The organism is Mycolicibacterium alvei (assembly GCF_010727325.1).
GTDB lineage: Bacteria > Actinomycetota > Actinomycetes > Mycobacteriales > Mycobacteriaceae > Mycobacterium > Mycobacterium alvei.
The window spans coordinates 1267505-1292965 of record NZ_AP022565.1 but is presented as its reverse complement, the minus strand read 5'-3'; the positions used below and the strand labels follow the sequence as shown (position 1 = coordinate 1292965).

28 protein-coding genes are annotated in these 25461 nt (G+C 67.5%); 14 read left to right on the top strand and 14 right to left on the bottom strand.

Translation table 11 applies throughout. The annotated features are described in order from the left end of the window. Positions 1-15: 15 nt before the first annotated feature. Positions 16-252 (top strand): DUF3039 domain-containing protein, encoded by a 237-nt coding sequence (locus tag G6N44_RS06115; protein WP_163662041.1) that lies wholly within the window; start codon positions 16-18, stop codon positions 250-252. On the opposite strand, the gene G6N44_RS06110 is transcribed toward G6N44_RS06115, so the two are convergent. Continuing rightward, positions 242-1252: a YihY/virulence factor BrkB family protein gene (locus tag G6N44_RS06110; protein ID WP_163662039.1), complete on the bottom strand. Its 1011-nt coding sequence runs from the start codon at positions 1250-1252 to the stop codon at positions 242-244. The genes G6N44_RS06115 and G6N44_RS06110 overlap by 11 nt on opposite strands. 64 nt (positions 1253-1316) lie before the next feature. Next, a complete protein-coding gene (locus G6N44_RS06105) occupies positions 1317-1508 on the bottom strand; it encodes a DUF7455 domain-containing protein (protein ID WP_055113266.1) in 192 nt (63 codons plus the stop codon). Between the two features lie 123 nt (positions 1509-1631). Here G6N44_RS06105 and G6N44_RS06100 point away from each other — a divergent pair, with 123 nt between their 5' ends. Further along, on the top strand, positions 1632-2054 hold the full coding sequence (locus tag G6N44_RS06100; RefSeq protein ID WP_235683049.1) for a DUF952 domain-containing protein: 423 nt from the start codon (positions 1632-1634) through the stop codon (positions 2052-2054). Positions 2055-2065: 11 nt separating this feature from the next. Here G6N44_RS06100 and G6N44_RS06095 read toward each other — a convergent pair whose 3' ends face one another. The 3 genes from G6N44_RS06095 to ppgK form a co-directional block, all read right to left on the bottom strand. After that, the gene (locus tag G6N44_RS06095; RefSeq protein ID WP_163662035.1) at positions 2066-2857 is read right to left on the bottom strand and encodes an SDR family NAD(P)-dependent oxidoreductase; all 792 of its coding nucleotides are present in this window, start codon (positions 2855-2857) and stop codon (positions 2066-2068) included. A 177-nt stretch (positions 2858-3034) separates the two neighbouring features. Next, the gene (locus G6N44_RS06090; protein ID WP_163662033.1) at positions 3035-4489 is read right to left on the bottom strand and encodes an RNA polymerase sigma factor; all 1455 of its coding nucleotides are present in this window, start codon (positions 4487-4489) and stop codon (positions 3035-3037) included. Between the two features lie 204 nt (positions 4490-4693). Beyond that, complete coding sequence (gene ppgK / locus G6N44_RS06085; protein WP_163662031.1) at positions 4694-5476, bottom strand: polyphosphate--glucose phosphotransferase; 783 nt, start codon at positions 5474-5476, stop codon at positions 4694-4696. A 136-nt stretch (positions 5477-5612) separates the two neighbouring features. Here ppgK and G6N44_RS06080 point away from each other — a divergent pair, with 136 nt between their 5' ends. Then, a complete protein-coding gene (locus G6N44_RS06080) occupies positions 5613-6470 on the top strand; it encodes an inositol monophosphatase family protein (protein WP_163662029.1) in 858 nt (285 codons plus the stop codon). On the opposite strand, the gene cei is transcribed toward G6N44_RS06080, so the two are convergent. After that, complete coding sequence (gene cei / locus G6N44_RS06075) at positions 6444-7094, bottom strand: envelope integrity protein Cei (protein ID WP_163662027.1); 651 nt, start codon at positions 7092-7094, stop codon at positions 6444-6446. The two genes, G6N44_RS06080 and cei, sit on opposite strands and share 27 nt — an antisense overlap. Positions 7095-7259: 165 nt before the next feature. On the opposite strand from cei, the gene G6N44_RS06070 reads away from it, so the two are divergent. Next, complete coding sequence (locus G6N44_RS06070) at positions 7260-7562, top strand: DUF4193 domain-containing protein (protein ID WP_163662025.1); 303 nt, start codon at positions 7260-7262, stop codon at positions 7560-7562. 87 nt (positions 7563-7649) lie between these two features. On the opposite strand, the gene G6N44_RS06065 is transcribed toward G6N44_RS06070, so the two are convergent. After that, entirely contained in the window at positions 7650-8129 is a 480-nt protein-coding gene (locus G6N44_RS06065; protein ID WP_163662023.1) for a DUF3093 domain-containing protein, read from the bottom strand. A 25-nt stretch (positions 8130-8154) separates the two neighbouring features. Here G6N44_RS06065 and dut point away from each other — a divergent pair, with 25 nt between their 5' ends. Together dut and G6N44_RS06055 are read left to right on the top strand one after the other, a co-directional pair. Continuing rightward, positions 8155-8619 (top strand): dUTP diphosphatase, encoded by a 465-nt coding sequence (dut, locus tag G6N44_RS06060; RefSeq protein ID WP_163662021.1) that lies wholly within the window; start codon positions 8155-8157, stop codon positions 8617-8619. Beyond that, positions 8619-9401 (top strand): DUF3710 domain-containing protein, encoded by a 783-nt coding sequence (locus G6N44_RS06055; protein WP_163662019.1) that lies wholly within the window; start codon positions 8619-8621, stop codon positions 9399-9401. The genes dut and G6N44_RS06055 overlap by 1 nt, the downstream gene beginning before the upstream one ends. Before the next feature lie 13 nt (positions 9402-9414). Here G6N44_RS06055 and G6N44_RS06050 read toward each other — a convergent pair whose 3' ends face one another. Further along, on the bottom strand, positions 9415-10134 hold the full coding sequence (locus tag G6N44_RS06050; RefSeq protein WP_163662016.1) for an alpha/beta fold hydrolase: 720 nt from the start codon (positions 10132-10134) through the stop codon (positions 9415-9417). Between the two features lie 134 nt (positions 10135-10268). Here G6N44_RS06050 and G6N44_RS06045 point away from each other — a divergent pair, with 134 nt between their 5' ends. Together G6N44_RS06045 and G6N44_RS06040 are read left to right on the top strand one after the other, a co-directional pair. Next, positions 10269-10640 (top strand): OB-fold nucleic acid binding domain-containing protein, encoded by a 372-nt coding sequence (locus G6N44_RS06045; RefSeq protein WP_163662014.1) that lies wholly within the window; start codon positions 10269-10271, stop codon positions 10638-10640. Continuing rightward, a complete protein-coding gene (locus tag G6N44_RS06040) occupies positions 10637-11320 on the top strand; it encodes a DUF3159 domain-containing protein (RefSeq protein WP_372508197.1) in 684 nt (227 codons plus the stop codon). Before G6N44_RS06045 ends, G6N44_RS06040 begins: the two co-directional genes overlap by 4 nt. 7 nt (positions 11321-11327) lie before the next feature. Here the strand turns inward: G6N44_RS06040 and G6N44_RS06035 are convergent, their stop codons facing one another. After that, the gene (locus tag G6N44_RS06035) at positions 11328-11996 is read right to left on the bottom strand and encodes a potassium channel family protein (protein ID WP_163662012.1); all 669 of its coding nucleotides are present in this window, start codon (positions 11994-11996) and stop codon (positions 11328-11330) included. Continuing rightward, on the bottom strand, positions 11996-12670 hold the full coding sequence (locus G6N44_RS06030; RefSeq protein WP_179964486.1) for a potassium channel family protein: 675 nt from the start codon (positions 12668-12670) through the stop codon (positions 11996-11998). Before G6N44_RS06030 ends, G6N44_RS06035 begins: the two co-directional genes overlap by 1 nt. A gap of 98 nt (positions 12671-12768) precedes the next feature. On the opposite strand from G6N44_RS06030, the gene G6N44_RS06025 reads away from it, so the two are divergent. Together G6N44_RS06025 and G6N44_RS06020 are read left to right on the top strand one after the other, a co-directional pair. Further along, positions 12769-14772, top strand: coding sequence for an APC family permease (locus tag G6N44_RS06025; RefSeq protein ID WP_197907494.1), 2004 nt, complete (start codon positions 12769-12771; stop codon positions 14770-14772). Next, positions 14769-15974 carry a class I SAM-dependent RNA methyltransferase gene (locus G6N44_RS06020; protein WP_163662008.1) on the top strand — a complete coding sequence of 402 codons (1206 nt, stop codon included), beginning with the start codon at positions 14769-14771 and terminating at the stop codon, positions 15972-15974. The genes G6N44_RS06025 and G6N44_RS06020 overlap by 4 nt, the downstream gene beginning before the upstream one ends. 25 nt (positions 15975-15999) lie before the next feature. Here the strand turns inward: G6N44_RS06020 and G6N44_RS06015 are convergent, their stop codons facing one another. Beyond that, entirely contained in the window at positions 16000-17109 is a 1110-nt protein-coding gene (locus G6N44_RS06015; RefSeq protein WP_235682958.1) for a GGDEF domain-containing protein, read from the bottom strand. Positions 17110-17271: 162 nt separating this feature from the next. Here G6N44_RS06015 and nhaA point away from each other — a divergent pair, with 162 nt between their 5' ends. Together nhaA and dxs are read left to right on the top strand one after the other, a co-directional pair. Continuing rightward, on the top strand, positions 17272-18567 hold the full coding sequence (gene nhaA, locus G6N44_RS06010) for a Na+/H+ antiporter NhaA (RefSeq protein WP_163662006.1): 1296 nt from the start codon (positions 17272-17274) through the stop codon (positions 18565-18567). Between the two features lie 27 nt (positions 18568-18594). Then, a complete protein-coding gene (gene dxs, locus G6N44_RS06005) occupies positions 18595-20508 on the top strand; it encodes a 1-deoxy-D-xylulose-5-phosphate synthase (RefSeq protein WP_163662004.1) in 1914 nt (637 codons plus the stop codon). Here dxs and G6N44_RS06000 read toward each other — a convergent pair. The 3 genes from G6N44_RS06000 to G6N44_RS05990 all read right to left on the bottom strand — a co-directional run bounded on the left by G6N44_RS06000 (position 20505) and on the right by G6N44_RS05990 (position 22889). After that, complete coding sequence (locus tag G6N44_RS06000; protein WP_163662003.1) at positions 20505-21011, bottom strand: phosphate-starvation-inducible PsiE family protein; 507 nt, start codon at positions 21009-21011, stop codon at positions 20505-20507. The genes dxs and G6N44_RS06000 overlap by 4 nt on opposite strands. A gap of 75 nt (positions 21012-21086) precedes the next feature. Continuing rightward, the gene (locus G6N44_RS05995; protein ID WP_163669654.1) at positions 21087-22349 is read right to left on the bottom strand and encodes an HRDC domain-containing protein; all 1263 of its coding nucleotides are present in this window, start codon (positions 22347-22349) and stop codon (positions 21087-21089) included. 3 nt (positions 22350-22352) lie between these two features. Further along, positions 22353-22889, bottom strand: a complete 537-nt coding sequence (locus G6N44_RS05990) for a DUF3000 domain-containing protein (protein WP_235683046.1) — start codon at positions 22887-22889, stop codon at positions 22353-22355. Positions 22890-23045: 156 nt separating this feature from the next. Here G6N44_RS05990 and hemE point away from each other — a divergent pair, with 156 nt between their 5' ends. Further along, the gene (gene hemE, locus G6N44_RS05985) at positions 23046-24107 is read left to right on the top strand and encodes a uroporphyrinogen decarboxylase (RefSeq protein ID WP_163661999.1); all 1062 of its coding nucleotides are present in this window, start codon (positions 23046-23048) and stop codon (positions 24105-24107) included. Next, complete coding sequence (locus tag G6N44_RS05980; RefSeq protein WP_163661994.1) at positions 24104-25459, top strand: protoporphyrinogen oxidase; 1356 nt, start codon at positions 24104-24106, stop codon at positions 25457-25459. Before hemE ends, G6N44_RS05980 begins: the two co-directional genes overlap by 4 nt. Positions 25460-25461 lie beyond the last annotated feature (2 nt).

The window sequence follows — 25461 nt, the reverse complement described above, 5'->3', positions numbered from 1 at the left end:
AGGCACAATAAGAATATGGAGACCCAGACCATCGAGCGCCCGGACACCGACGAACGCGTCGACGACGGGACTGACGACGACAGCCCCAAGTTCTTCCATTACGTCAAGAAGAACAAGATCGCCGAAAGCGCCGTCATGGGTACGCATGTGGTCGCGCTGTGTGGCGAGGTGTTCCCGGTGACGAAATCAGCCAAGCCCGGCTCCCCGGTGTGCCCGGATTGCAAGAAGATCTACGAATCGCTCAAGCAGTAGGCGGCCGCAGCGGCGGTTCGGCGGCCTCGGGCACGGGAACGGGAGTGTCGTCCGGTGCCTGGGCTTCGTCGTTGTGGGAGCCGTTGAGAGCTTTGTCGCCCAGCCATTCCCGCAGTCTCCTGGCGTGGGTATCCGACGCCGGCCACTCCTCTTGGATCGCCGCGTTGAGTTCGGCGCCGAGCATGATGGCGAATCCCAGGAAGAACGCGAACAGCAGGAACGCGATCGGCGTGGCCAGCGCACCATAGGTGTAGCCCGTGCTGGTGATCCAGGTCAGGTAGATCCGCAGCCCGAAGGTGGCGACCAGGAACACCACGGTCGCCAGGACGGCGCCGAGCACCAGACGGTGGGTCGGAATCGGAGCAGGCAGCGAGACCCGGTACAGCACGGTCACGCCGACGAATACGGCCAGGAACAACGCCGGGTAGTACCCGTAGCGCAGCACGTTGTCCCAGCTTTCGGGGATGTGCTCGGAGATCGCCCGCGGCCCGAGCGCCAGCAGCGGCGCCACCCCGATCGCAGAGACCAGCATGATCACGTAGAGACCCAGTGCGTAGAACCGCTGACGCACCGGATGTCGCAGCAGTGTCTGATCGTGCGCCTCCACGATCGAGTCCACGAAGGCCGATACAGCCGATGATCCGGCCCACAACGAGATCACGAAACCGACCGACACCACCTCGCCGCGGGCACCCTTCACGATGTCGCGGATCGTCGGTTCGATGATCTCGTTGACGACGTTGGGGGAGAAGAAGCTGTTCGCCGCGGTGATCAGCTGATCCTGGATCGTCGGCAGGGTGTCCGGCCCGAACATCGGTGCGATGTACGCCAAGCTGCCCAGCATCCCCAGCAGCAGCGGAGGCAATGACAACGCGCACCAGAACGCCGCCTGCGCCGACTCCGAGAAGATGGAATCGTCCCAGCTCTTCGACAATGTGCGTCGAGTGATGTGCCAGATGTGGTGGCGTGTTGGAGGTACGGGAAGCGGCTGGCGAGTCATGACCAGTCAAGCATTACTGACGGAACGTGCTCCTGCCCAGGCGGGTGGTGTCGGCCGGTGGCGGTCAGGCGTCTGCCGCGCTGGTCTCCAGCACTGCAGCCAGCTCGACCAGCTTTGCCTCGTGCTCGTTGGCGTGGTGTTGGCAGAAGAGCAGCTCGGCCCCCGAGGGCAGCTTCGCGCGCACGCGTGCGGCTGCGCCGCAACGATCGCAGCGATCGGCTCTGGTTAGCTCCGGACTGGTCAGAGTTGCGTTCACGGCTCCTCCGTCTTCTGCTCTGCGCATCTCGGCAAAGGCGCCTTGATTGCGTATGTCTACTGTGTCAGACGTTTTGGATTCCGGCCTTGTTCCCCGGGGGTTCACCGGTGTGTCGTGTCTCACTTGGCCGGCGTGTTGCTGGCCGGGCAAGCTGACACCGTGCATCCGTCGACGCGTGTTCTGGTTCACCTGTGCAGCGCCGAGGAGTGGTTGGCGGCCCAGCGCAGCGGCGAACTCCGTCCGGACTCGCTGAGCGTGCAGGGCTTCGTCCACCTATCGGCTCCTGAGCAGGTACATCTGCCGGCGAACCGGCTCTACTCCGGACGCCGCGACCTGGTGCTGCTGCACATCGATCCCGCGAAGCTGACGGATCCGGTGCGTTGGGAGCCGGGGGTTCCGACGGACCCCGACGCGATGTTGTTTCCGCACCTGTTCGGTCCGCTGCCGGTGGGCGCCGTGATGACCACCACCACCTACGTGCCCGACGCCCAGGGGCGGTTCGCGCCGTTGGCCGGCGACCCGCCGTCGGGGCCGTCAGCTACGTGAAGGCGCGGTGATCAGGCGTGGGTACCGCCGTCGATGCGGATCTCGGTGCCGCTGATGAACGCGCCGTCGTCGGACACCAGCATGGCGATCACCCCGGCGACCGCGGACGGGTCACCCATCCCGGCGCCGCCGGAGGCCAGGTCGGTCGGCATGATCGGCGACAGCTTGGCGAACAACGACCAGTCGCTGTCGGCGGGGAGGAGTCCCGGTGTGGCGTCGGTGATTCCGGACTTGATGCTGCCCGGTGCGACACACACCGCCCGCAGACCCTGCTTGCCGTATTCCAGGGCGAGTGCGTGGGTCATCGCCTGGATACCGCCCTTGCTGGCCGCGTAGGCCGCCATGTACGGGTGGGCGAACGCCGCCGACGTGGAACTGAAGTTCACGATCGCGCTCTGCGGATTCTCCAGCAGCGCCGGCAGCGCCTCGCGGATCACCAGGAACGTCCCGGTGAGATTCACGCCGATGATCTGGTTCCAGGCCGCCAGGCTCATCTCGTGGGTGTGCACCGCGCGCAGTATGCCCGCGGCGTTGACCACCGAGTCGAGGCCGCCCAACGCCTCCACGGCGGTGCGCACGCCGTCGACCACCGATGTCTCGTCGCCGACGTCCGTGGTGCGCACCGTGAGCTTGCCGGCGGTGCCTGCCTGTTGCGCGCTCTGCCGGGTGGCCTCCAGACCATCGGCAGAGATGTCGGCGCCCACCACCGCGGCGCCCTCGTCGAGCAGTCGCAGCGCGGTGGCCTGCCCGATGCCGGATGCGGCGCCGGTAACCAGGATCCGGCGCCCCTCAAGTCGTTTCATGATTGTCACTGTCCCATGACGTACTTCGTCCCATGACGTACTTCGCGGTCGGGCCTGCGGTCCATCCTCGGCAGCCGCCGGCCAATAGATCCGGACGGGGTGTCAGTGCGGGCAGCAGATCGGCCCCTCCGTCAGACGGAGGGGCCGATGTCGTTGTCTGTCGGCGACGCGACCGGACTAGTCCAGGTAGTCGCGCAAAACCTGCGAGCGGCTGGGGTGGCGCAGCTTGCTCATGGTCTTGGACTCGATCTGGCGGATGCGCTCACGCGTGACGCCGTAGACCTGGCCGATCTCGTCGAGCGTGCGCGGCTGTCCGTCGGTGAGGCCGAAGCGGAGCCGGACCACGCCGGCCTCGCGCTCGGACAGCGTCTCCAGCACCGACTGCAGCTGATCCTGCAGCAGCGTGAAGGACACCGCATCCACGGCCACCACGGCTTCGGAGTCCTCGATGAAGTCACCGAGCTGGCTGTCGCCCTCGTCGCCGATCGTCTGGTCCAGCGAGATGGGCTCACGCGCGTACTGCTGGATCTCCAGCACCTTCTCCGGCGTGATGTCCATTTCCTTGGCCAGCTCTTCGGGCGTGGGCTCGCGGCCCAGGTCCTGCAGCAGCTCACGCTGGATGCGGCCGAGCTTGTTGATCACCTCGACCATGTGCACCGGGATACGGATGGTGCGGGCCTGGTCGGCCATGGCGCGGGTGATGGCCTGACGGATCCACCACGTCGCGTAGGTCGAGAACTTGTAACCCTTGGTGTAGTCGAACTTCTCGACGGCGCGGATCAGGCCCAGGTTGCCTTCCTGGATCAGATCGAGGAAGGCCATGCCGCGGCCCGTGTAGCGCTTGGCCAGCGACACCACCAGGCGCAGGTTGGCTTCCAGCAGATGGTTTTTCGCGCGGTCTCCGTCACGGCAGATCCACTGGAAGTCACGCCGCACCTGAGTGGTGAGCTTCTCGCCCTTCGCGGCGAACTCGGTCATCTTCTGGGTGGCGAACAGGCCGGCCTCGATGCGCTTGGCGAGCTCGACCTCTTCCTCGGCGTTGAGCAGCGCGACCTTGCCGATCTGCTTGAGGTACGCACGGACCGAGTCGGCCGAGGCCGTCAGCTCGGCATCTTTACGTGCCTGTCGCAGTGCCTCGGACTCTTCCTCGTCCCAGACGAAGTCGCCGGAGGCCTTGTCCTTCTCGGACGGCTCGGGGTGCTCCTCGGCGGCCTTGCCTGCCTTGGCCGCAGCCGGTGCGGCTGACTTGGCGCTCTTGCCTTCCTCGGCCTCGTCGTCATCGTCGTCGTCGGACTCCTCGACGTCATCGTCGGCGCCGAGATCGTCGTCGAGCTCGAGGTCGGTGTCCTCGGCATCGAGCTCCTCGCCCGGACCTGCCTCCAGATCGTCGGTGCTGTCCGGATCGTCGTTGACGTCCTCTGGCTTGCTCGCCGCGGGCTTGGTGGCCTTCTTGGCGGGCGCCTTCTTGGCGGCGGCCTTCTTGGCTGGGGCTTTCTTCGCCGGTGCGGCGCCCGCGGCCTTGGCGGCGGTGGTCTTGGCTGCCCGCTTGGCCGGTGCCTTCTTGGCGGGAGTCTTGGTAGCGGTGCGCTTCACCGGCTCGTCGGTCGCCGGGCTTGCTTCTGTCGCTGCCACGTACACCCTTTCGGTCTCGCAAAATCTCGGCGGGTATGGGCATACTCCACCGACGGCGTCTGCTATCGAATGTTGGCGTTCTTATCGGCTGGGATATTCACCGCTATTCGGTAGGCGGCCGCCGAGGACCATTGTAACGACAGTGTGGGAGTTCCCCGTGCCGAGCGGCAAATTTCGCCCTGCGGACCGGCCCGGTCGGTGAAGTTACCGGTTGGTAGCTTGCGGGTCGGTGGTCGTCGGGAGCTCACTGGCCATGGCCGCCCCGACGATGCCTGCGGTGTTGAGCAATGTCGCGGGCACGATCGGGGTGCGGATCTTCAGCAGGGGTAGCCACTTGTCCGATTTGCGGCTGATGCCGCCGCCGGCGATGAACAGGTCCGGCCAGATCGCGTTCTCGATCGTCACGAGAACCTTGTTCACCTCTTCGCTCCAGCGCGCGTAACTCCAGTCCTTGCGCTCCTTGACCGACGACGCCGCACGGTGCTCGGCTTCCTTGCCGTCGACCTGCAGATGGCCGAACTCGGTGTTGGGCAACAGCACACCGTCGTGGATCACTGCCGAGCCGATGCCGGTGCCGAAGGTCAGGAGCACCACGACGCCGGAGTTGTCCTTGCCCGCCCCATACCGTTCCTCGGCCAGACCCGCCGCGTCGGCGTCGTTGAGTACGCGCACCGGCAACCCGCCAAGCGCGGTGCTGATCACCTCGGAGGCGCTTACGCCGATCCAACCCTTGTCGACATTGGCCGCGGTGCGCACGATTCCTTCGGTGACAACCCCCGGGTAGGTGACGCCCACCCGGCCGGTCCAGCCGAACTCGGCCACCACCGCAGCCACCGTCTCCGCCACGGATTCGGGGGTGGCCGGCTGCGGCGTGTCGAGTTTGAACCGCTCGCCGACGAGTTGTCCGGTGTCGAGGTCGACGATGCCGCCCTTGATCCCGCTGCCGCCGACGTCGACACCGAATCCGCGGTGCTGGGATGCGGTCATGGTTGCTCCTTTGCGGGACAGGGTGCGGGACTAACCAAGGCGCGCCCCCACCCTAGTAGTTCACCAACGCCCGTGCCTGCGGTCCGGCATCCCCCCCGGAAGCGACTTTTCGGTCCGAAGGTGTTGCGATGGAGCCGTGACCGACAACAGTTTCGATGCGCCCGCGCTGAGCGTGGTGGCCGAGCAACTCGCCACCGAAGCCGCAGAATTCGTCGCACGCCGGCGTGCCGAGGTGTTCGGCGCCGTCGCGAACTCCGACGGTGCCGGGGTACGTGACGACGTGCGGACTGTCAGATCTAAGAGCACCCCGACCGACCCCGTCACGATCGTCGACACCGAAACCGAACGGTGGCTGCGTGAGCGGCTGGCCGTATTGCGGCCGGCAGAGGCGATCCTGGGGGAGGAGGAAGGCGGTCAGCGGGAGGGCCGCGACGGGCTGAGTTGGGTGCTCGATCCGATCGACGGCACGGTGAACTTCGTCTATGGGATCCCGGCCTATGCGGTGTCGGTGGCCGCGCAGTACGACGGCCGCTCGGTGGCCGGAGCCGTGGCGAATGTGCCCGGCGGTGAGGTGTACTCGGCCGCCCTGGGACACGGCGCGGAGGTGGTGCGGGCCGGGGTGCGGACCCCACTGAGGTGCAGTGCGGTCGAGGAATTGTCGATGGCGCTGTTGGGTACCGGGTTCGCCTATGAACCCGTCCGGCGCGCGCGGCAGGCAGGCGTGCTGGCACAGGTTCTGCCCGTCGTGCGTGACGTGCGCCGCATCGGCTCGTGTGCGCTCGACCTGTGCATGGTTGCCGCCGGCAGGTTGGACGCCTACTACGAAGACGGTGTCCAGGTCTGGGACTGGGCCGCGGCGGCGCTGATCGCGGCCGAGGCCGGGGCGACGGTGTGGTTGCCGACTACTCCCGGCGCCGCGTACGCGGCGGCATCGGCGCCTGGCATCGCCGAGGATCTGCGTGACGCGTTAGCAGGCGCCGGCATGGATCTTTGACAGCAGCGCGGAATCCGACGGCGCGGTGGCGTCGGGTCGCAGGCTGGCCAGCACGGCCCTGATGTCGTCGTTGCTGGCGAGTTCACTGAACTCGGTGCCCAGCGCCAAATCGACTCCGGCATCAGGTCTTTCGTCCTGGAACAGTTCGGTGCACGGAGCCACCAGCCATACCGCGGCGGCGGCGGTGCGGCCGGACGGGCCGAACCGGATCTGACCGTGGCATTCCAGCCGGGTGTTGGCGTAGATCGGGTCATTCGCCGCCTCGGGCTGGGCGAAGCCCAGATCGCGCAGCGCGCCGGCCACCTCGCCGGCCTGGCCGCCCTGGCCGCTGGCGTTGAGCACCCGGATCCTGGTCTCGGCCAGTGGTGCCGGGGTGACGTCGGTCATCGCCGAGAACGCCACCTGCTCACCGAGCTTGGGGGCCGCCGGATCGGTAGCGGGCGGCGGGTTGTTGCACACCGCGGCCTCGTGCACATCTGTCGGCTGGTTGAGCGCGATGATCCACACGATCATCGTCACCACCGCAAGTGCGACGAACAGCACGATGCCGGGAACGAAACTGCGCCGACGGAACGGTCGACCATGCCGGTCGAAGGCGGTGCCATCGGTGATTTCTGCGACCACACCAGCACTCTAAGCGCTGGCGAGTCCGCCGATGCAGCAGAGCTCAGACGCCAGTGTGATGTAAATCACACTGGAACACGTGGCAATACGGGCACGAATCATTTGGGGAATGCGTTCGACGCTGGTACAAAGCTCTGCTGCAAGGTAAGGGAGGGGACACAGACGATGGCTACCGACTACGACGCTCCGCGGCGTTCCGAAGCAGACGAGGTTTCCGAGGATTCACTGGAGGAGCTCAAGGCGCGCCGCAACGAGGCGCAGTCCGCCGTGGTGGACGTTGACGAATCGGAATCTGCCGAGTCGTTCGAGCTGCCGGGAGCGGACCTGTCCGGCGAGGAACTGTCCGTGCGGGTGGTTCCGAAGCAGGCCGACGAGTTCACCTGCTCAAGCTGCTTTCTGGTGCACCACCGGAGCCGGCTGGCAAGCGAGAAGAACGGCGTGATGATCTGCACGGACTGCGCAGTGTGATTTCGCGGCTCAGCCGCCTGAGCTGGATTCGCGGCTCAGCCGCCTGAGCTGGATTCGCGGCTCAGCCGCCTGAGCTGGATTCGCGGCTCAGCCGCGGAGCGCAGCCAGGACACGATCCGGATGCCGCGAACTGATCAACCAGTACGGGGTGGGGTCTTCCGGATCTTCGAGCACCACCAGGATCATCGGGCCCACCCAGGCCCGGTGCACGACATAGGCCGCGGGATCGAGCTGGCGACCCAGTGCGGCCGTTTTCGCTGACCTCGGAACCTCCGCGGTACGCGAGATCACGCTTGTCGGCAGGTGGGCCTCACCGATCCACAACTCGGTGTCGCCCCCGCTGTCGCGTGTCACCTTCAATTCGGTCTTGCTGAACCACATCAGCACGGCCGCCGCCACGCCGAAGAGCAGCACGTAGGGCAACCATGCCGGAATGGCCGGGGCGGCCAGGCCGATCTCGAATGCGATCACCCCTGCCAGCACCGCAGCGGGCAGCGACCACCACCACGGGACCCACAAACGTTCGCGGTAGTGAACGTTTTGGGCGGTTGCGCGCGTGTCTGACACGGGGCTCAGAGTAATCTGTGACGTCGTGTCCACCTCTCTGGCGGTCGTCCGATTGGACCGCGAACTACCGATGCCTACCCGGGCGCACGATGGTGACGCGGGTGTAGACCTCTACAGCGCGCGCGATGTCGAGCTGGCCCCCGGGCAGCGCGAGCTCGTGCCCACCGGTCTCGCCGTGGCCATCCCGCACGGAATGGTGGGCCTGATCCACCCGCGCTCGGGTTTGGCTGCACGCGTGGGCCTTTCGATCGTCAACAGTCCGGGCACCGTCGACGCCGGCTACCGCGGCGAGATCAAGATTTCGCTGATCAACCTCGATCCCGACACGCCGATCGTGGTCAATCGGGGTGACCGGATTGCCCAGCTGTTGGTTCAGCGGGTAGAACTGCCCGAGTTGGTTGAGGTGACCTCGTTCGACGAGGCAGGCCTGGCTGACACCTCCCGTGGCGATGGCGGCCACGGTTCCTCCGGCGGACATGCGAGTTTGTGATGGCATTCGGAAAACGCAAGAACGATGCAGCTGATGACACGGCTGGCCAGAACGACGACGAGCGGGTTGAGCAGTCGGCGCCGGTAGATGCGGCTGCCGACGACCGGGGCCCGTTCGACGTCGAGGACTTCGACGACCCCGCCGTCGCGGTGCAGGGTCGGCTCGACCTCGGCTCGGTGTTGATTCCGATGCCCGACGGCGGCCAGGTGCAGGTTGAGCTCAACGAGGCCGGGGCCCCGAGCGCAGTGTGGGTGGTGACCCCCAACGGGCGGTTCACCGTCGCCGCCTACGCCGCGCCCAAGAGTGCGGGCCTGTGGCGTGAGGTGGCCGGTGAGCTCGCCGATTCGCTGCGCAAGGACGCCAGCTCGGTGGCCATCCAGGACGGACCGTGGGGTCGCGAGGTGGTCGGCGCGGGTAATGGCGGCGTGGTGCGCTTCATCGGTATCGACGGCTACCGCTGGATGGTGCGGTGTGTGGTCAATGGCGCTCCGGAAACCATCGATGCGCTGGCCGACGAGGCGCGGACCGCACTGGCCGACACCGTGATTCGTCGCGGGGAGACTCCGCTGCCGGTGCGCACACCGCTGCAGGTGGAGTTACCCGAGCCGATGGCCGCCCAACTTCGCGCCGCGGCGCAACAGGCCGCGATGCAGCAGGCTGCCCAGCAGGTCGCCGCCGCGGCACCGGACCAGCCGCAGGACCAGCCGCCGGCCGAGCCGGTGGCACGGCGCAGTGTGCAGGGTTCGGCGATGCAGCAGCTGCGCACCATCACCGGGGGCTAAGGCCAGCGGTACCTCAGGTCGCGACCGTATCGCTGGCGGCCTCCTGCAGCGCTGCCACGCATGCCGCCCCCAGGACGCCGGTGTCGCGCCCCATCTGTTCGAGCGTGACCGAGCGCAGTGCGGCCTGCGGTGCGGCCGCCACCCACTCGTAGCCGACCTCGGCCGGATGCACGGGATCGTCGGTTGCCACCGCGACGCCCATCGGCACCCGAAGTTGTTCGAGTTCGTCGCTGCCGGGTGCGCGGTACCCGGCCGCTTCCTCCATCGCGTCGGGCAGGGTGGGCCACTGGCACACCCAGGAACGGGCCAGTTCGTCGGCCAGCCACGGCGGGCTGGAGGCCCGCATCTGCGCCACCGTGGCCGCCAGTCCGTCCCGGCGCAGCAGATCCGCCGACTGGCGGGCCAACAGCGCGGCGGGAGCATGCTGGGAGCTGCCCGTCCAGGGCGGCAGGGCGGCCAGTACCGCCACGGCCCGGCCGGGATGGTCCAACGCCCACCGTGCTGCGACGACGGCGCCGATGGACACCCCGCCGACCGCGATGGGGCCCGACCGGGCGGCGTCGTCCAGTGCCTGCAGATAGCCCTCGATGAGCCGGTCCGGGGTCGGTGCCGGCGTCACCACCAGCGCGCCTGCATCATGCAAGGCTTCGGAAAAAGCCCGGTAGACGTAGTTGTCGTCGGACCCGGTGCCGGGCAGGAGAACGGTTGGGACGCCGCGCAGAATGACGCTCATCACACGATCGTGCCTGCCCCGTCAAATCGTCGGCGTGCCGACCCGCACCCCACGTGGCATTCGGTGAACAAGAGGTCTACGGTGGCGTTGGTTGGGCGGATTCACAGTGGATCCGCAGAAGGTCAGGAGAGGCCATGGCTACGGCCGAAGGGTATCTGCGCCGACTTACGCGACGCCTGACAGAAGACCCCGAACAGCTTGATGTAGAAGAGCTCAGCGATGACGCCGCCAATACCGGCGCCCTGAAGGCGATCGACGCCCGGCGCGGCCAAGAAGTGACGATGGTGGGCACCCTGCGCAGCGTGGAATGTAACGGCAAGGGGTGTTCCGGCGGCATCAAAGCCGAGTTGTTCGACGGTACGGACACGGTGTTGTTGGTGTGGCTGGGGCAGCGCCGTATTCCGGGTATCGAATCCGGGTGCACGCTGAGGGTGCACGGCCGGGTGGGCAAGTTGGAGAACGGCGCCAAAGCGATTTACAACCCCCGGTACGAAATTCAGAAGTGAGTCAGGCCGACAACAACGCGCCCGCGCAGCCCGACAGTGATCCGGCGCCGCCCCCTTCCCATGGTGGCGGACGTGCAGTGCTGGACCAGATGGGCGGCGTCAGCGGCCTGATCTATTCGTCGCTGCCGGTGGTGGTCTTCGTCCCGGTGTCCACGACGTTCGGGCTGATGCCGGCGATCTCCGCCGCACTCGGCGTCGCGACCCTGATCCTGATCTGGCGGTTGATCCGCCGTGAATCCGTTCAGCCCGCGGTGTCGGGATTCTTCGCCGTGGGTGTCAGTGCCCTGATCGCCTATCTGATGGGCGAGTCGAAAGGCTATTTCCTGCTTGGTATCTGGAGCTCACTGGTGTACGCCGTGCTGTTCGGGGTATCGGTGATCATCCGGCGTCCGGTGGTCGGCTACGTCTGGGGTTGGGTGAATTCACACGACCGCGACTGGCGCAGCGTGCGCCGGGCGGTGCTGGCCTTCGATGTCGCCACGCTCACCTGGGTAGCGGTGTTCGCGTCCAAGTTCGTCGTCCAGAAGTATCTCTACGACGCCGACGAGACCGGCTGGCTCGGCGTCGCCCGCATCGCCATGGGGTACCCGTTGTCGGCCGTGGCCGCCTTGGTGACCTATCTGGCCATCCGCTCTGCACAACGCGCGATGCACGCTCAGGATGCGGCCGCGGCGCACTGAGCCGTCATCAGCGTGGCGCCGGGCGCAGCAGCAGCTCGCGCAGTTCGTCCTCGGACTCGGTGACGGCGACGAACAACAATTCGTCTCCACCCTCAAGCGGGTCATCGGATTCGGGCACGATCACCCTGGCTCCGCGCAGGATCGTCACCAGTGCGGTGTCCCGGGGCAGCTCGAGCCGCTTGACGGGCTTGCCGCCCCACGGGGTGTCGTCGGGCAGGGTGATCTCGACCAGGTTGGCCTGTCCCTTGCGGAACTCCATCAGGCGCACCAGATCGCCGACCGCGACGGCCTCCTCGACGAGCGAGGCCAGCATGCGCGGCGTCGACACCGCCACATCCACACCCCAGTTCTCGTCGAACAGCCACTCGTTGCGGGGATCGTTGACGCGGGCCACCACGCGTGGAACCGTGAATTCGGTCTTGGCCAGCAGGCTGACCACGACGTTGACCTTGTCGTCACCGGTCGCCGCGATCACCACATCGAATTCTTCGAGCTTGATCGACTCCATCACGCTGAGCTCACAGGCATCGCCCAGCCGCCAGTGTGCGGCCGGAATGGCGTCGGCGTCGATGTGGCCGGGGTTGCGCTCCAGCAGCGTCACATCGTGGTTGTTCTCGAGCAATTCGCGGGCTATGGAGCGGCCCACGGCGCCGGCCCCGGCGATCGCAACTTTCATCAGTGGGACTCCAGGTCGTCACTCGGTGGCAGTGCCGCGATCGCCAACGCCTCGGCGATGTGACCTGATACCGCCGCGATGTACACCTGATCGCCGGCTTGGATCACGGTCTTGGGCTCGGGCAGGTAGCCGCTGCCGAACCGGATCATGAACGCCACCCGGCCGCCGGTGGCCGCTTCCAGGTCGGTGACCAGGTGCCCGGCCCAATCCTGGTGCAGCGGAAGTTCGGCCACGCCCACGTTCCCGGACGGATCCCGCCACTTGGTGGTCTCGGTTTCCTTGGTCAGCACGTTGAGCAGACGATCGGTGGTCCACGGCACAGTGGCCACGGTCGGGATGCCCAGCCGCTCGTAGACCGCGGCGCGCTTGGCGTCGTAGATACGCGCGACCACGCGCTCGACGCCGAATGTCTCGCGGGCCACCCGGGCCGAGATGATGTTGGAGTTGTCACCGGAGGACACCGCGGCGAACGCACCGGCCTCCTCGATGCCGGCACGCAGCAGCACATCGCGATCGAAGCCCATGCCCAGCACACGTTCACCGGCGAAGTCGGGCGAGAGCCGGTGGAACGCGGTGCTGTCGCGGTCGATGACCGCGACCTCGTGGCCGATGTGGGCCAGGCTGTCTGCGAGGGATGCGCCGACCCGGCCGCACCCCATGACGACTACACGCACCCGACGGTCCTTTCCGGTGGCAGCGGAGCGCTGTTGCGATTATCCGTTGGACTCGAACGCTACAGCTTTGTCACGACTATTCCCCTTCGGGCTTAGTCTTGGCTCTCGTGTCCAAGCTTTCGACGGCGGCGCGCCGTCTGGTCCTCGGGCGGCCGTTCCGCAGTGACAAGCTGTCTCACACCCTGCTGCCCAAACGGATCGCTCTTCCGGTGTTCGCCTCCGACGCGTTGTCGTCGGTGGCCTACGCCCCGGAAGAGGTCTTTCTGGTGCTCTCGGTGGCGGGGCTCACGGCGTACTCGCTGACACCCTGGATCGGCCTGGCGGTGGCCGGCGTCATGCTGATCGTGATCGCCAGCTACCGGCAGAACGTGCACGCGTATCCCTCCGGCGGCGGTGACTACGAAGTCGTCACCACGAACCTCGGGCCGACGGCGGGGCTGACCGTGGCGAGCGCGTTGATGGTGGATTACGTGCTGACCGTTGCAGTGTCGATGTCCTCGGCGATGTCCAACATCGGTTCTGCCGTGCCGTTCGTTGGTCAGCACAAGGTGCTGTTCGCGGTGGTGGCGATCCTGCTGCTGGCCTCGATGAATCTGCGCGGGCTGCGGGAGTCGGGCACGGCGTTCGCCATCCCCACGTACGCCTTCATGATCGGCATGTACATCATGCTGGGGTGGGGTCTGTTCCAGATCTACGTTCTGGGCCACCCACTTCGGGCGGAGTCCGCCGGTTTCGAGATGCATCCCGAACACGGGGAGGTGCTCGGTTTCGCGCTGGTGTTCCTGGTGGCCCGGGCGTTCTCCTCGGGCTCGGCCGCGTTGACCGGTGTCGAGGCGATCAGCAACGGCGTACCCGCATTCCGGAAGCCGAAGTCGCGTAACGCGGCAACGACCCTGCTGCTGCTCGGGGTGATCTCGGTGAGCCTGCTGATGGGCATCATCGTGCTGGCCAAGGCCACCGGGGTGAAGATCGCCGAACGCCCGCACGAGCAGCTGATCGGGGCACCCCCGGATTATGACCAGAAGACGCTGATCGCCCAGCTCGCCGATGCGGTGTTCCACAACTTTCCGGTGGGCCTGTTCCTGATCGCCGGGGTGACTGCGCTGATCCTGATGTTGGCCGCCAACACGGCGTTCAACGGGTTCCCGGTACTCGGGTCCATCCTGGCCCAGGACCGTTACCTGCCACGGCAGCTGCACACCCGGGGCGACCGGCTGGCGTTCTCCAACGGCATCCTGTTCCTGGCCTTCGCCGCGATCGCTTTCGTGGTGGCGTTCCGCGCCGAGGTGACCGCGCTGATCCAGCTCTACATCGTCGGGGTGTTCGTATCGTTCACGCTCAGCCAGATCGGCATGGTGCGCCACTGGACGCGGTTGTTGCGTACCGAAACGGACCCGATGGTGCGGCGGAAGATGATGCGCTCGCGCGTCATCAACGCGATCGGTCTGACCGCCACCGGAACGGTGCTGGTGGTCGTGGTGGTGACCAAATTCGTCGCCGGTGCGTGGATCGCGATCCTGGCGATGGGCGCGCTTTTCGTGATCATGAAGCTCATCCGCAGGCACTACGACACCGTGGCCCGTGAGCTCGACAAGGAGGACGAGGAAGCGGGCGACATCGTCCTGCCGAGCCGCAATCACGCCGTGATCCTGGTTTCGAAGCTGCATCTGCCGACCAAACGGGCGCTGGCCTACGCCCGTGCCACCAGGCCGGACCTGCTGGAGGCGATCACGGTCAGTGTCGACGACGCCGAGACCCGCGCCCTGGTGCACCAGTGGGAGGACAGTGACATCAGCGTGCCGTTGAAGGTGATCGCCTCGCCTTACCGCGAAATCACCCGGCCGGTACTCGATTACGTCAAACGGGTAACCAAGGAATCTCCGCGCACGGTGGTGACGGTGTTCATCCCCGAATACGTGGTGGGCCGCTGGTGGGAACAGGTGCTGCACAATCAGAGTGCGCTGCGGCTGAAAGGCCGGCTGCTGTTCATACCCAACGTGATGGTGACATCGGTTCCGTGGCAACTGAGTTCGTCGGAGCGGCTGAAGTCGCTGCAGCCTCGTGCCACACCGGGTGACGCGCGGCGGGGGTTCCTGGAGTGACTGACCTGACGCTGACCACGGGTGCGGCGGCCAACGGCGGCAGTTGCGTGGCCCGCCACGACGGCCGGGTGGTGTTCGTCCGCTATGCCCTGCCCGGCGAGACGGTACGGGTCAAGGTGCTCGACGAACGCGGATCGTATTGGCACGCCGAGGTTGTCGAGGTCATCGAGGCTTCCCCGGACCGTATCGACCCGCTGTGCCCGATCTCCGGCGTCGACGGTGCCGGGTGTTGCGATCTGGCATTCGCCGAGCCGGTCGCGGCACGGCGGCTCAAGGGCTCGGTGGTGGCCAACCAATTGGCCCGGCTGGGCGGATACACGTGGCGCGATGAGCAGACTGCGGTGGCCGAAGCGGTCGGTGCCGGTGAGGTGCGCGGCTGGCGTACGCGGGTGCGGCTGGACACCTCGTCCGACGGCCGGGCCGGATTCCACCGCTACCACAGCGCCGAGTTGGTCACCGATCTGAGCTGCGGACAACTACCCGCGGAACTGACCGACGGATTGGCCGGGATGCGGTGGACACCGGGGGCCCATGTGCATGTGGTGCTGGATTCCGACGGCCGCAGACACGTCGTGCAGTCCGGCCCGAAGAACGATCGCAAGGGTGGGCGCAAGAATGCCACGCGCGTCGTCGAGGGCGAGTACGAGGCTGTGCAGCGCATCGGCGGGCGGTCGTGGATGCTGCCGGTGACGGCGTTCTGGCAGGCCCACCGCGACGCGGCGGCCCTCTACAGCGGGCTGGTGGCCGAATGGTCCGGGCTGCAGCCGGGCATGACGGCATGGGACCTGTACGGCGGCGCCGGGGTTTTCGCCGCCGCCCTGGCCGAACAAGTAGGCCCGGACGGACAGGTGCTCACCGTCGACACATCCCGCGGAGCAGCACGCGCGGCGCGCAGCGCACTGGCCGACCTGCCCTGGGTCTCGGTGGTCACCGATTCGGTGCGGCGGGCACTGTCCGCGCAGTCGGGACGCGCCGACGTCGTGGTGCTCGATCCGCCGCGCACGGGTGCCGGCCGCGAGGTGATCGATGCGCTGGCTGCCACCGAGGTGCCGCGGATCATCCACATCGGTTGTGAGGCTGCGTCATTCGCCCGTGACGTGGGACTGTATCTGCGGCACGGTTACGCCGTGGAGGAATTGCGGGTGTTCGATTCCTTCCCGCTCACCCACCACGTGGAGTGCATCGCGGTGCTGACGCGCTGAGCCTATGGACGAGCGTGGCTCACTCCTAAGCGTCGGGGTCCATCGTCGGGGTGGGGAAGTGGGCGTAGGTGGCGCGGTTTCCGCCCTGTGCCTTCGACTGGTTCATCGCGGTGCCGGCCAGCGCCACCAGGGCGTCGACGACCTGCGGGGTGGGCAGTTCGGTCAGCGGACGCAACTGGCTGCAGGCCGTGCCGATGCTGGCCGTGAGGCGCATGGGCGTGGTGGTCAGGGCCATCCGGATCCGGTTGACCAGCGGTGAGGGATCGTTGGTCTTGAACACGTCGGCGATCAGGAACTCGCTGTCGGACACGTGGGCCAGCGGAACCTTGTGGCGCACGGTCTCGCGGATCGCCTGTGCGACGGCGATGCGGGCGTGCAACGTGCTGTGGTTGCCGTCCATGTCGCCGAGCAGCGCCATGTCGTCGATGCCCACGGCCACGACCACCAGGTACTGGTCGTCGTGGCGGCTGTGCGACCCGAGCATCGTGGCGGTGTGCATGTCGAATGCCCCGCGGTTGAGCAGACCGGTCAGCGGGTCGATCTCGCCCGGGTGCTGGAGGCGGTCGGGTTCGATCAACTCGACGGCGATCCGGCACAACGCCGAGGTGCTCAGGATCACCAGCAAGGCGACGAGCGTGCCCGCCACACCCAGCCAGACGTCCGTCAGCGCCACCCGTACGCCCAGAAAGACCACGATCGCGCCGGAGGCGACCCAGATCAGATGCAGCACCCGGCGGCTGTGCAGGAACGCCGTATAGGCGGCGACCAGGCTCAACGAACTGGAACCCATGAGGCCGACGACCGGGTCCACCAGCAGGATGCAGGTGGCGCCGATACAGGCCGTACCGAGGGACACGACGGTCCATGACTGGGTGCGGCTGGGCCACTGCCGCCGCCACCACCACTGGGCCAGGGTGAGTCCGCCGATACCGACCGCCACAGCCACGTACTGGAGGCCGCCGTGCGGACCCTTCGGGCTGACCAGCACCAGCAGGGGGACCAGGCTGAGTCCGATGATGGTGACCCCGATGAGCCGCTGCATCTGGGTGCGCTTGCCCTGCGCAGCCAGCAGGGCGGTACGCGCGTAATAGTGATCGAATGGATTCAACCCGCACCCCGGAGTGATCGACTGCATCTACACCTTACGTAATCACGACCGTGGGGTTCTTGCCGCCGGTTTGACGTGCTGCCACGGTCTTTGCCGACGGTTGCCGGTGGGCCCGGCCTGTTAGCGTGAACCGCAGGTGTGCCGGGAAGTCTGGTCGGCGTGCATCCCATGCTGACTTCAGGAGACCGAATGCGTGACCGTCGTGAGCCCGATAACCGGCGCCGCCTGCTGGCGCGGGGATCGTGGCCGGAATGGCAGCGGGTCTCGGACCTACTGCGCACCGAGACGACGGGTGGGGCGTTGCTGCTGGCGGCCGCGGGCGCGGCGCTGGTGTGGGCGAATTCACCGTGGTCGAGTGGCTATCACCGACTGTCGGAATTCGTCGTCGGTCCGCAGTCCCTGCACCTCGACCTGAGCCTGTCGGCCTGGGCCGCCGACGGCCTGTTGGCGGTCTTCTTCTTCGTCGTCGGCGTGGAGCTCAAACGCGAGTTCGTCGCCGGTGATCTGCGGGATCCGGCCCGCGCCGCGCTGCCCATCGCGGCTGCCGTCGGCGGCATGGCGGTGCCTGCGGCGATCTTCGTCGGGATCAACCTGTTCTCGGGCCATCCGGAGACCATCGACGGGTGGGCGGTGCCGATTGCCACGGATATCGCCTTCGCGCTGGCCGTGCTGGCCGTGGTGTCCACCCATCTGCCCGCAGCGCTGCGGATCTTCCTGCTGACGTTGGCGGTCGTCGACGATCTGCTGGCGATCGTCGTCATCGCGGTCTTCTACACCGATGACGTAGCGCTGGGTCCGTTGGCGGGGGCGCTGATCCCGATCGCGTTGTATGCGTTCGCGGTGCAGCGGGGTGCGCGCCAGTGGTGGATCCTGATGCCGCCGGCGATCGTGGCCTGGGCGCTGGTCCATGCCAGTGGCGTGCACGCCACGGTGGCCGGGGTGGTGCTCGGGTTCACCGTGCCGGTGCTGGGTCGCCACGCTTCGGCCAAACACTTCGAACATCTCGTACGGCCGCTCTCGGCAGGGTTCGCCGTGCCCGTGTTCGCGTTCTTCGCCGCGGGGGTGACGGTCGGCGGGTGGTCGGGCTTCGCCGACGCCCTGTCGCACCCCGTGACGATCGGGGTGATCGCCGGGCTGGTGCTCGGCAAGCCCATCGGCGTGCTGGGCACGACGTATCTGTTGGCCCGCTTCACCCACGCCAGCCTCGATGAGGACCTTGCGTGGCGGGATGTGCTCGGCGTCGCAATGCTGGCCGGGATCGGCTTCACGGTGTCGCTGCTCATCGGCGAGCTGGCTTTCGGACCCGGCAGCGTTGCCACCGATGACGTCAAGATCGCGGTGGTCACCGGATCGGTGGTGGCGGGGCTGCTGGCGTCGGTGGTTCTGGTGTCGCGCAATGCCGCATACCGCCGGATTCACCAGTGGGAGACCCTCGATGCCGACCATGATGGTGTGCCCGATGTCTATCAGCCTCGCCAGGACTGACCCGACATGCGTGCGTACACTGGCTGGATGCTTGAACAGGTCCGCGGTCCCGCTGATCTGCAGCACCTGTCACAGTCCGAGTTGACTGATCTGGCACAGGAAATCCGTCAGTTCCTGATCCACAAGGTGGCTGCAACCGGGGGACATCTTGGCCCCAACCTGGGTGTCGTCGAACTCACCTTGGCGCTGCACCGGGTGTTCGATTCGCCACACGATCCGATCATCTTTGACACCGGCCATCAGGCCTATGTCCACAAGATGCTGACCGGGCGTGCCCAGGATTTCGACACCCTGCGGAGCAAGGACGGCCTGTCGGGGTACCCGTCGCGCAGCGAGAGCGAGCACGACTGGGTGGAGTCCAGCCACGCCAGTACGGCGCTGTCCTATGCCGACGGTCTGGCCAAGGCCTTCGAGTTGACCGGGCACCGCAATCGCCACGTGGTGGCGGTCGTCGGTGACGGCGCCCTGACCGGCGGCATGTGCTGGGAGGCGCTGAACAACATCGCCACGGGTGGCCGGCCGGTGGTCATCGTCGTCAACGACAACGGCCGCAGTTACGCGCCCACCATCGGCGGCTTCGCCGACCATCTCGCCGGTCTGCGGTTGCAACCGGGCTATGAGCGGATCCTGGAGGGGGGCCGCAAGGCCGTCCGCGGGCTGCCGGTCGTCGGCGAGTTCTGCTACCAGTGCATGCACAGCATCAAGGCAGGCATCAAGGACGCGATCTCCCCGCAGGTGATGTTCACCGATCTGGGCATCAAGTACGTCGGCCCGATCGACGGTCACGACGAGCATGCGGTGGAGAGCGCGCTGCGCAACGCCCGTGGCTTCAACGCCCCGGTGATCGTGCACGTGGTGACCCGCAAGGGCATGGGTTATGCGCATGCCGAGAACGACGAGGCCGAGCAGATGCACGCCTGCGGTGTCATCGACCCGGAGACCGGACTGCCGACGAAGGCTTCGGCCCCCGGTTGGACGTCGGTGTTCTCCGACGAGCTGGTCAAGATCGGCACCAAACGCCGCGATGTCGTGGCGATCACCGCGGCCATGCCCGGGCCGACGGGTCTGAGTGTGTTTCGGGATCGGTTCCCGGACAGGTTCTTTGACGTGGGTATCGCCGAGCAGCACGCCATGACCTCGGCGGCCGGCCTGGCCATGGGCGGTCTGCATCCGGTGGTGGCGATCTACTCCACGTTCCTCAACCGGGCGTTCGACCAACTGATGATGGATGTGGCGCTGCACAAGCTGCCGGTCACCATGGTGCTGGACCGGGCCGGGGTCACCGGGCCCGACGGCGCCAGCCACAACGGGGTCTGGGACCTGTCGGTCCTCGGCATCATCCCGGGTATCCGGGTCGCCGCCCCCCGCGACGGCGCCAGCCTGCGCGAGGAACTCGGCGAGGCGCTCGCGGTCAATGACGGTCCGACGGCTCTGCGGTTCCCCAAAGGGGATGTCGGCCAAGACATTCCCGCGCTTCGGCGGCACGGTGGTGTCGATGTGCTCGCCGTCCCGGCAGACGGTCTGACCGAGGACGTGCTTCTGGTCGCAGTGGGGTCGTTCGCGGCGATGGCGCTTGCGGTCGCCGAGCGGCTGCGCAACCAGGGCATCGGTGTCACGGTGGTGGATCCGCGCTGGGTGCTACCGGTCCCGGAAGCGGTCGGTGAGCTGGCCCGCCGTCACAAACTGGTGGTCACGGTCGAGGACAACGGGGTACACGGCGGCATCGGCTCCTCGGTGTCAGCGGCGCTGCGCCACGCCGAGATCGACGTGCCGTGCCGGGATCTCGGTGTCCCGCAGGTGTTCCAGGAGCACGCCTCGCGTGGGGAGGTCCTCGCCGCGGTTGGTCTGACCGACCAGCACATCGCCCGCCAGATCACCGGGTGGATCGCTGCAATCGGTGCGCCGGTGGGCGAGCAGGAAGTCAGCAACCAGGTCGACTAGGAGTCATCGTCCGGCTTGTCGCGCATGTGGTCGGCGCCGCGGCGCTGCAGCCGCAGCACGAAGATGGCGATCGCCAGGACGAGTACCAGGCCGCCGAGCACGCCGACCTGAACGATGGCGCGGGCGAACTCCGGCCCTTTGTCGAGCAGTTTGGCCGCGTCTACCGACACCACCACGATCTCCTTGATGCAGGCCAGGATGCCGACGATCAGGAACGGTTCGGCGACGAGTTCGCGCGATCGCAGTGAGGTCCGCACCGCATACAGCAGTTCCACGAAGATGAAGACGAGCAGCAGGCCGTCGAGTAGTTCCAGCATGATCTGCGCGGCGGGTGCGCTCCTCAACTGCAGCATGAGGTTGACCTGGGCGGCGATCAGCACGACCGAGCCCGCAAATAGCAGGATGGCGATCGACCAGTAGATCGCGTCCTCGGCGATCCTCAGGACGCGGTCGGCGAAGCGCTCGCGTTCCTGCTCGGCTTCGGTTTCTTTCGACTGCGCCACCGCACTGACGTTATTCCGGTCTGTCCCGGCCCACGTGCGAAATCACCGTCAACCTCCGAAACCGGCGTGGGAGATTCAGTCGGTTTCGAGTGCAGCGGTCAGCACCGGGACCGTCAGTTCCCGCTGCCACGGCCGGACCTTGGCGTCGACGAGAAATTCCTCCACCGCGGTGGCCGTATCGCCGACCGGATGCCAACCCCAGCACAGTCGGCGCACCACTTCCGGGGTGATGAGGTTCTCGGCGGGCACCGAGACCCGCTGGGACAGTTCGGCCAGACTGGCCTTGGCGGCTTCGAGGCGGGCTGCGGCCTCCGGTTTGCGTCTGGCCCACCGCGCCGCCGGGGGCGGGCCGCTCTGGGCCTCGTTGGCCTCGGGCGGGTCGGTGTTGTCCCTGGCCCGGGCCAGGGCGTCCAGCCAGACCTTCGCGCTCTTGCGCTGCTTGGAGCCACCGAAGACCGGTAGTGCGATCAGTTCGTCGAGCGTCTTGGGGTCGGTTGTGGCGGCGTTGATGATGGCGGCGTCGGGCAGGATCCGTCCCGGTGCGATGTCGCGGCCACGGGCGATGGTGTCGCGGGTGGTCCACAACTCGCGCACGGCCGAAAGTGCCTGAGGGTTGCGCACTTTGTGGATGCCGGAGGTGCGCCGCCAGCGGTCGCGCCGGGTGGGTTGTGCGACATAGGTGCGCAGGTGCTCGAATTCCTGTGCCGCCCAATCGGTTTTGCCCTGATCGTCGAGTACAGCGGCGATCGCGTTGCGCAATTCGACGAGTACCTCGACGTCCAGTGCGGCGTAGTTCAGCCAATCGGCCGGCAGCGGGCGCTTGGACCAGTCGGCGGCGCCGTGGCCCTTCATCAGCTGCAGGCCGAGCAACCGCTGCACCATCGCGGCGAGGTTGACCCGCTCGAAACCGGCCAGTCGACCGGCCAACTCGGTGTCGTACAGCTTGCCGGGGCGCAGGCCGATCTCGGACAGGCACGGCAGGTCCTGATCGGCGGCGTGCAGCACCCATTCGTCGGCGGCCAGCGCGTCGGCGACCGGAGCCATCGCGTCGATGGGGGAGCCGCCGTGGTTGACCGGGTCGATCAGTGCGGTGCCGGAACCGGAGCGTCGGATCTGTACCAGGTACGCCCGGTTGGAGTAGCGGAATCCCGACGCGCGTTCCGCATCGATCGCGAACGGACCGCTGCCTTTCGCCAGAGATGTTGCGGCAGATGATATTTCACCGGCTGTGACGCATACCTCGGGTACTCCGTCGGCGGGGGAGAGCAGCGGAGTCGATTCGGCTTCGTCGGGCTCGGCAGCGTCTAGGTCTGCTGAAACTTGAGGGTCTTCGTCCATCATTTACGCGCGGGTACGGGAATTCAGGTCGGTCACGCCGGCGGGAGGCAACCCGGCGGCGTGCTCGAGAACTTCGCAGAATGCCTCCACGTGCGGTCCCAGCTCCAGATCGGTGGCAGTCCAGGAGGCCCGCAGCTCGAGCTGGTGGGCCCGTGGTGGGCCGGAGATGTCGCCGTAGCGCACCGAGGTGGTGGCGGTGACGGTGCCGCCCAGCGCGGTGACGTGCTCGGCACGGGCTTCGAGGGAATCGACCAGCCAGCTCCAGGCCACCTCGGGCAGGAGCGGGTCGACGGCTTCGCTGGAGTCCAGGTCGGCCTGGATGTAGGCGACCAGCCGCATGGTGCCGTCCCAGGCCTCGGCGCCCTCGGGGTCGTGCAGCAGGATCAACCGCCCGAAGGCGTCACCCTCGGAACGCTCCGGGACGACCGTTGTCTCGGGATGTCGAACCTCAGCGCCCAGCGCGTAGCTGTAGGGCGCCAGCCGCTGGGGCGGTCGTATCGGACCCAGTTCGATTTCCGGCCGCACGGTGGTGGCACTCATCGCCGCCACCGCCGTCCGGAACTGGGCCGGTTCGGCAGAGGTCACGGCATTTGACGCTAGCTGATAAGGCCACGACGGTACGCAGGCGCGCCGAAGTGGGGCCGTCACGAACAGGCAACGGCCGGCGCCACGGGACACATGGCACCATGGGACCCGATGAGTACCCGCCGGGAGCTGCCCGAATCCCCCTACCTAGCCGCCGCCAGCGGCCGCACCCCGCACCGTGTGCCGGTGTGGTTCATGCGGCAGGCCGGCCGGTCGCTGCCGGAATACCGCGCGCTGCGTGCCCAGCACCGCATGCTCGAGGCCTGCTTCGACCCCGAACTGGTCTGCGAGATCACGCTGCAGCCCGTACGCAGGCACGGCGTGGACGCCGCGATCCTGTTCTCCGACATCGTGGTGCCGTTGAAGGCGGCCGGGATCGGACTGGACATCGTCCCCGACGTGGGCCCGGTGATCGAACAGCCGATCCGGACGCGGGCCGATGTCGAGGGCATGAAGGCGCTCGATCCGGGGCAGGTGTCGCCGGTCACCGAAGCGGTCTCGATGCTGGTGCGCGAACTGGGCGACGTGCCGTTGATCGGCTTCGCGGGCGCCCCGTTCACACTGGCCTCGTACCTGGTCGAGGGCGGTCCGAGCCGTCACCACGAACGCACCAAGGCGATGATGCTGGGCGATCCGGCCACGTGGCACGCGCTGATGACCGCGCTGACCGAGCTCACCATCACCTTCCTGCAGGCCCAGGTCGATGCCGGGGTGGATGCGCTGCAGGTGTTCGACTCCTGGGCCGGGACGCTGTCGCTGGCCGACTACCGCACCTACGTGCTCCCGCACACCACCCGGGTGTTTGCCACGATGGCCGCCGCAGCCGTGCCGATGACGCACTTCGGCGTCGGCACCGCAGAGCTGCTGGGGGCCATGTCCGAGGCGCTGGGTTCCGCGCCGGCCAGCGTGGTCGGGGTGGATTGGCGGACCTCCCTGGTGGATGCCGCGGCGCGGGTGAAGCCCGGCACCGCCCTGCAGGGCAACCTGGATCCGGTGGTGTTGCTGTCGGGTTGGCCGGTGGCCGAGGCGGCGGTGCGCCGGGTGGTCGACGATGGGCGGGCCGCGGTGGCCGCGGGAGCTGCCGGTCACGTCTTCAACCTGGGCCACGGTGTGTTGCCGGCGACCGATCCCGGCATCATCACCGAGGCGGTGACCCTGGTGCACTCCCTGTGAGTGCTTCCTATTGCGTTGTCGGCGGCGGCATTTCAGGGCTCGTCGCGGCGTATCGGTTGAGACTCGCGGCCGGACCTCGGGCGCAGATCACGCTGCTCGATCCGGCTGACCGGCTCGGCGGCGTGCTGCGGACCGAACGCGTCGGCGGGCAGCCGTTCGATGTCGGTGCCGAGGCGTTCATCGTGCGCAGACCCGAGATGCTCGATCTGCTCGACGAGCTGGGCCTGACCGGCCGCCGGCTCAGTCCCACCGGCACCCGCCCGCTGATCTACAGCGGCGCGCGACTCCATCAGTTGCCGCAAGGCACTGTGCAGGGCATTCCGGCGCAGGCGTCGTCGCTGCTCGGGCTCGTGGACGACGAGACCGTGGCGCGCATCCTCGACGAGCGCGCCCGGCCACTGCAATGGACCCCGGGCGTCGATCCGTCCGTCGCCGACCTGGTCGGTGACCGATTCGGCCCGCAGGTGGTGACGCGGTCCGTAGACCCTCTACTCACCGGCGTGTACGCGGGGTCATCGGCCACGATCGGGGTGCGTTCGGCGGTGCCGTCGGTGGCCGCCGCGTTGGACCGCGGGGCCCGAAGCCTCACCGAGGCGGTGCGCGAAGCACTCCCGCCGCCATCGACCGCGCCGGTGTTCGGTGCGGTCGACGGCGGCTACACCGTGCTGCTCGACGAGTTGCGCCGGCGGGCCGATGTGCGGTGGGCCCAGGTCGCCGCGGTGCGGGTGGATCGCCGCGGGCACGGCTGGTCGGTGCTCGACGACGAGGGTGCGAGCTGGCACGCCGATGCGGTCCTGCTGGCGGTCCAGGCGCCGCACCTGCCCTCGCTGATCGAGCACATCGCGCCGCAGACGGCCGCCGCGGCCCGACGCATTCGGGTGGCGTCGGCGGCGGTGGTGGCCCTGGCATTGCCGGGCGGGACACCGTTGCCGCAGCAGTCGGGTGTGCTCGTGGCCGCAGGGGAGCGTCTCAACGCCAAGGCGATCACGATGTCTTCGCGCAAGTGGGGACGTCGCGGGAACGTCGAGATGGTGCGACTGTCGTTCGGCCGATACGGCGACGACATCGCCGCGCACACCGGTGACGACGATCTACTGGCCTGGTCGGCCCGCGACCTGAACACGCTGTTCGGGGTCACGGTGGACCCGGTGGACAGCCATGTGCACCGCTGGATCGATGCGATGCCGCAGTACGGTCCCGGCCACGGCGATCTGATCGCCGAACTACGGTCCGGGCTGCCCCCCACCCTGGCCGTGGCCGGCGCATATCTGGACGGGATCGGGGTGCCCGCATGTGTGGGATCTGCCACACGAGCGGCCACTGAACTGGCGAACCGGCGCGTGGCACGATAGGC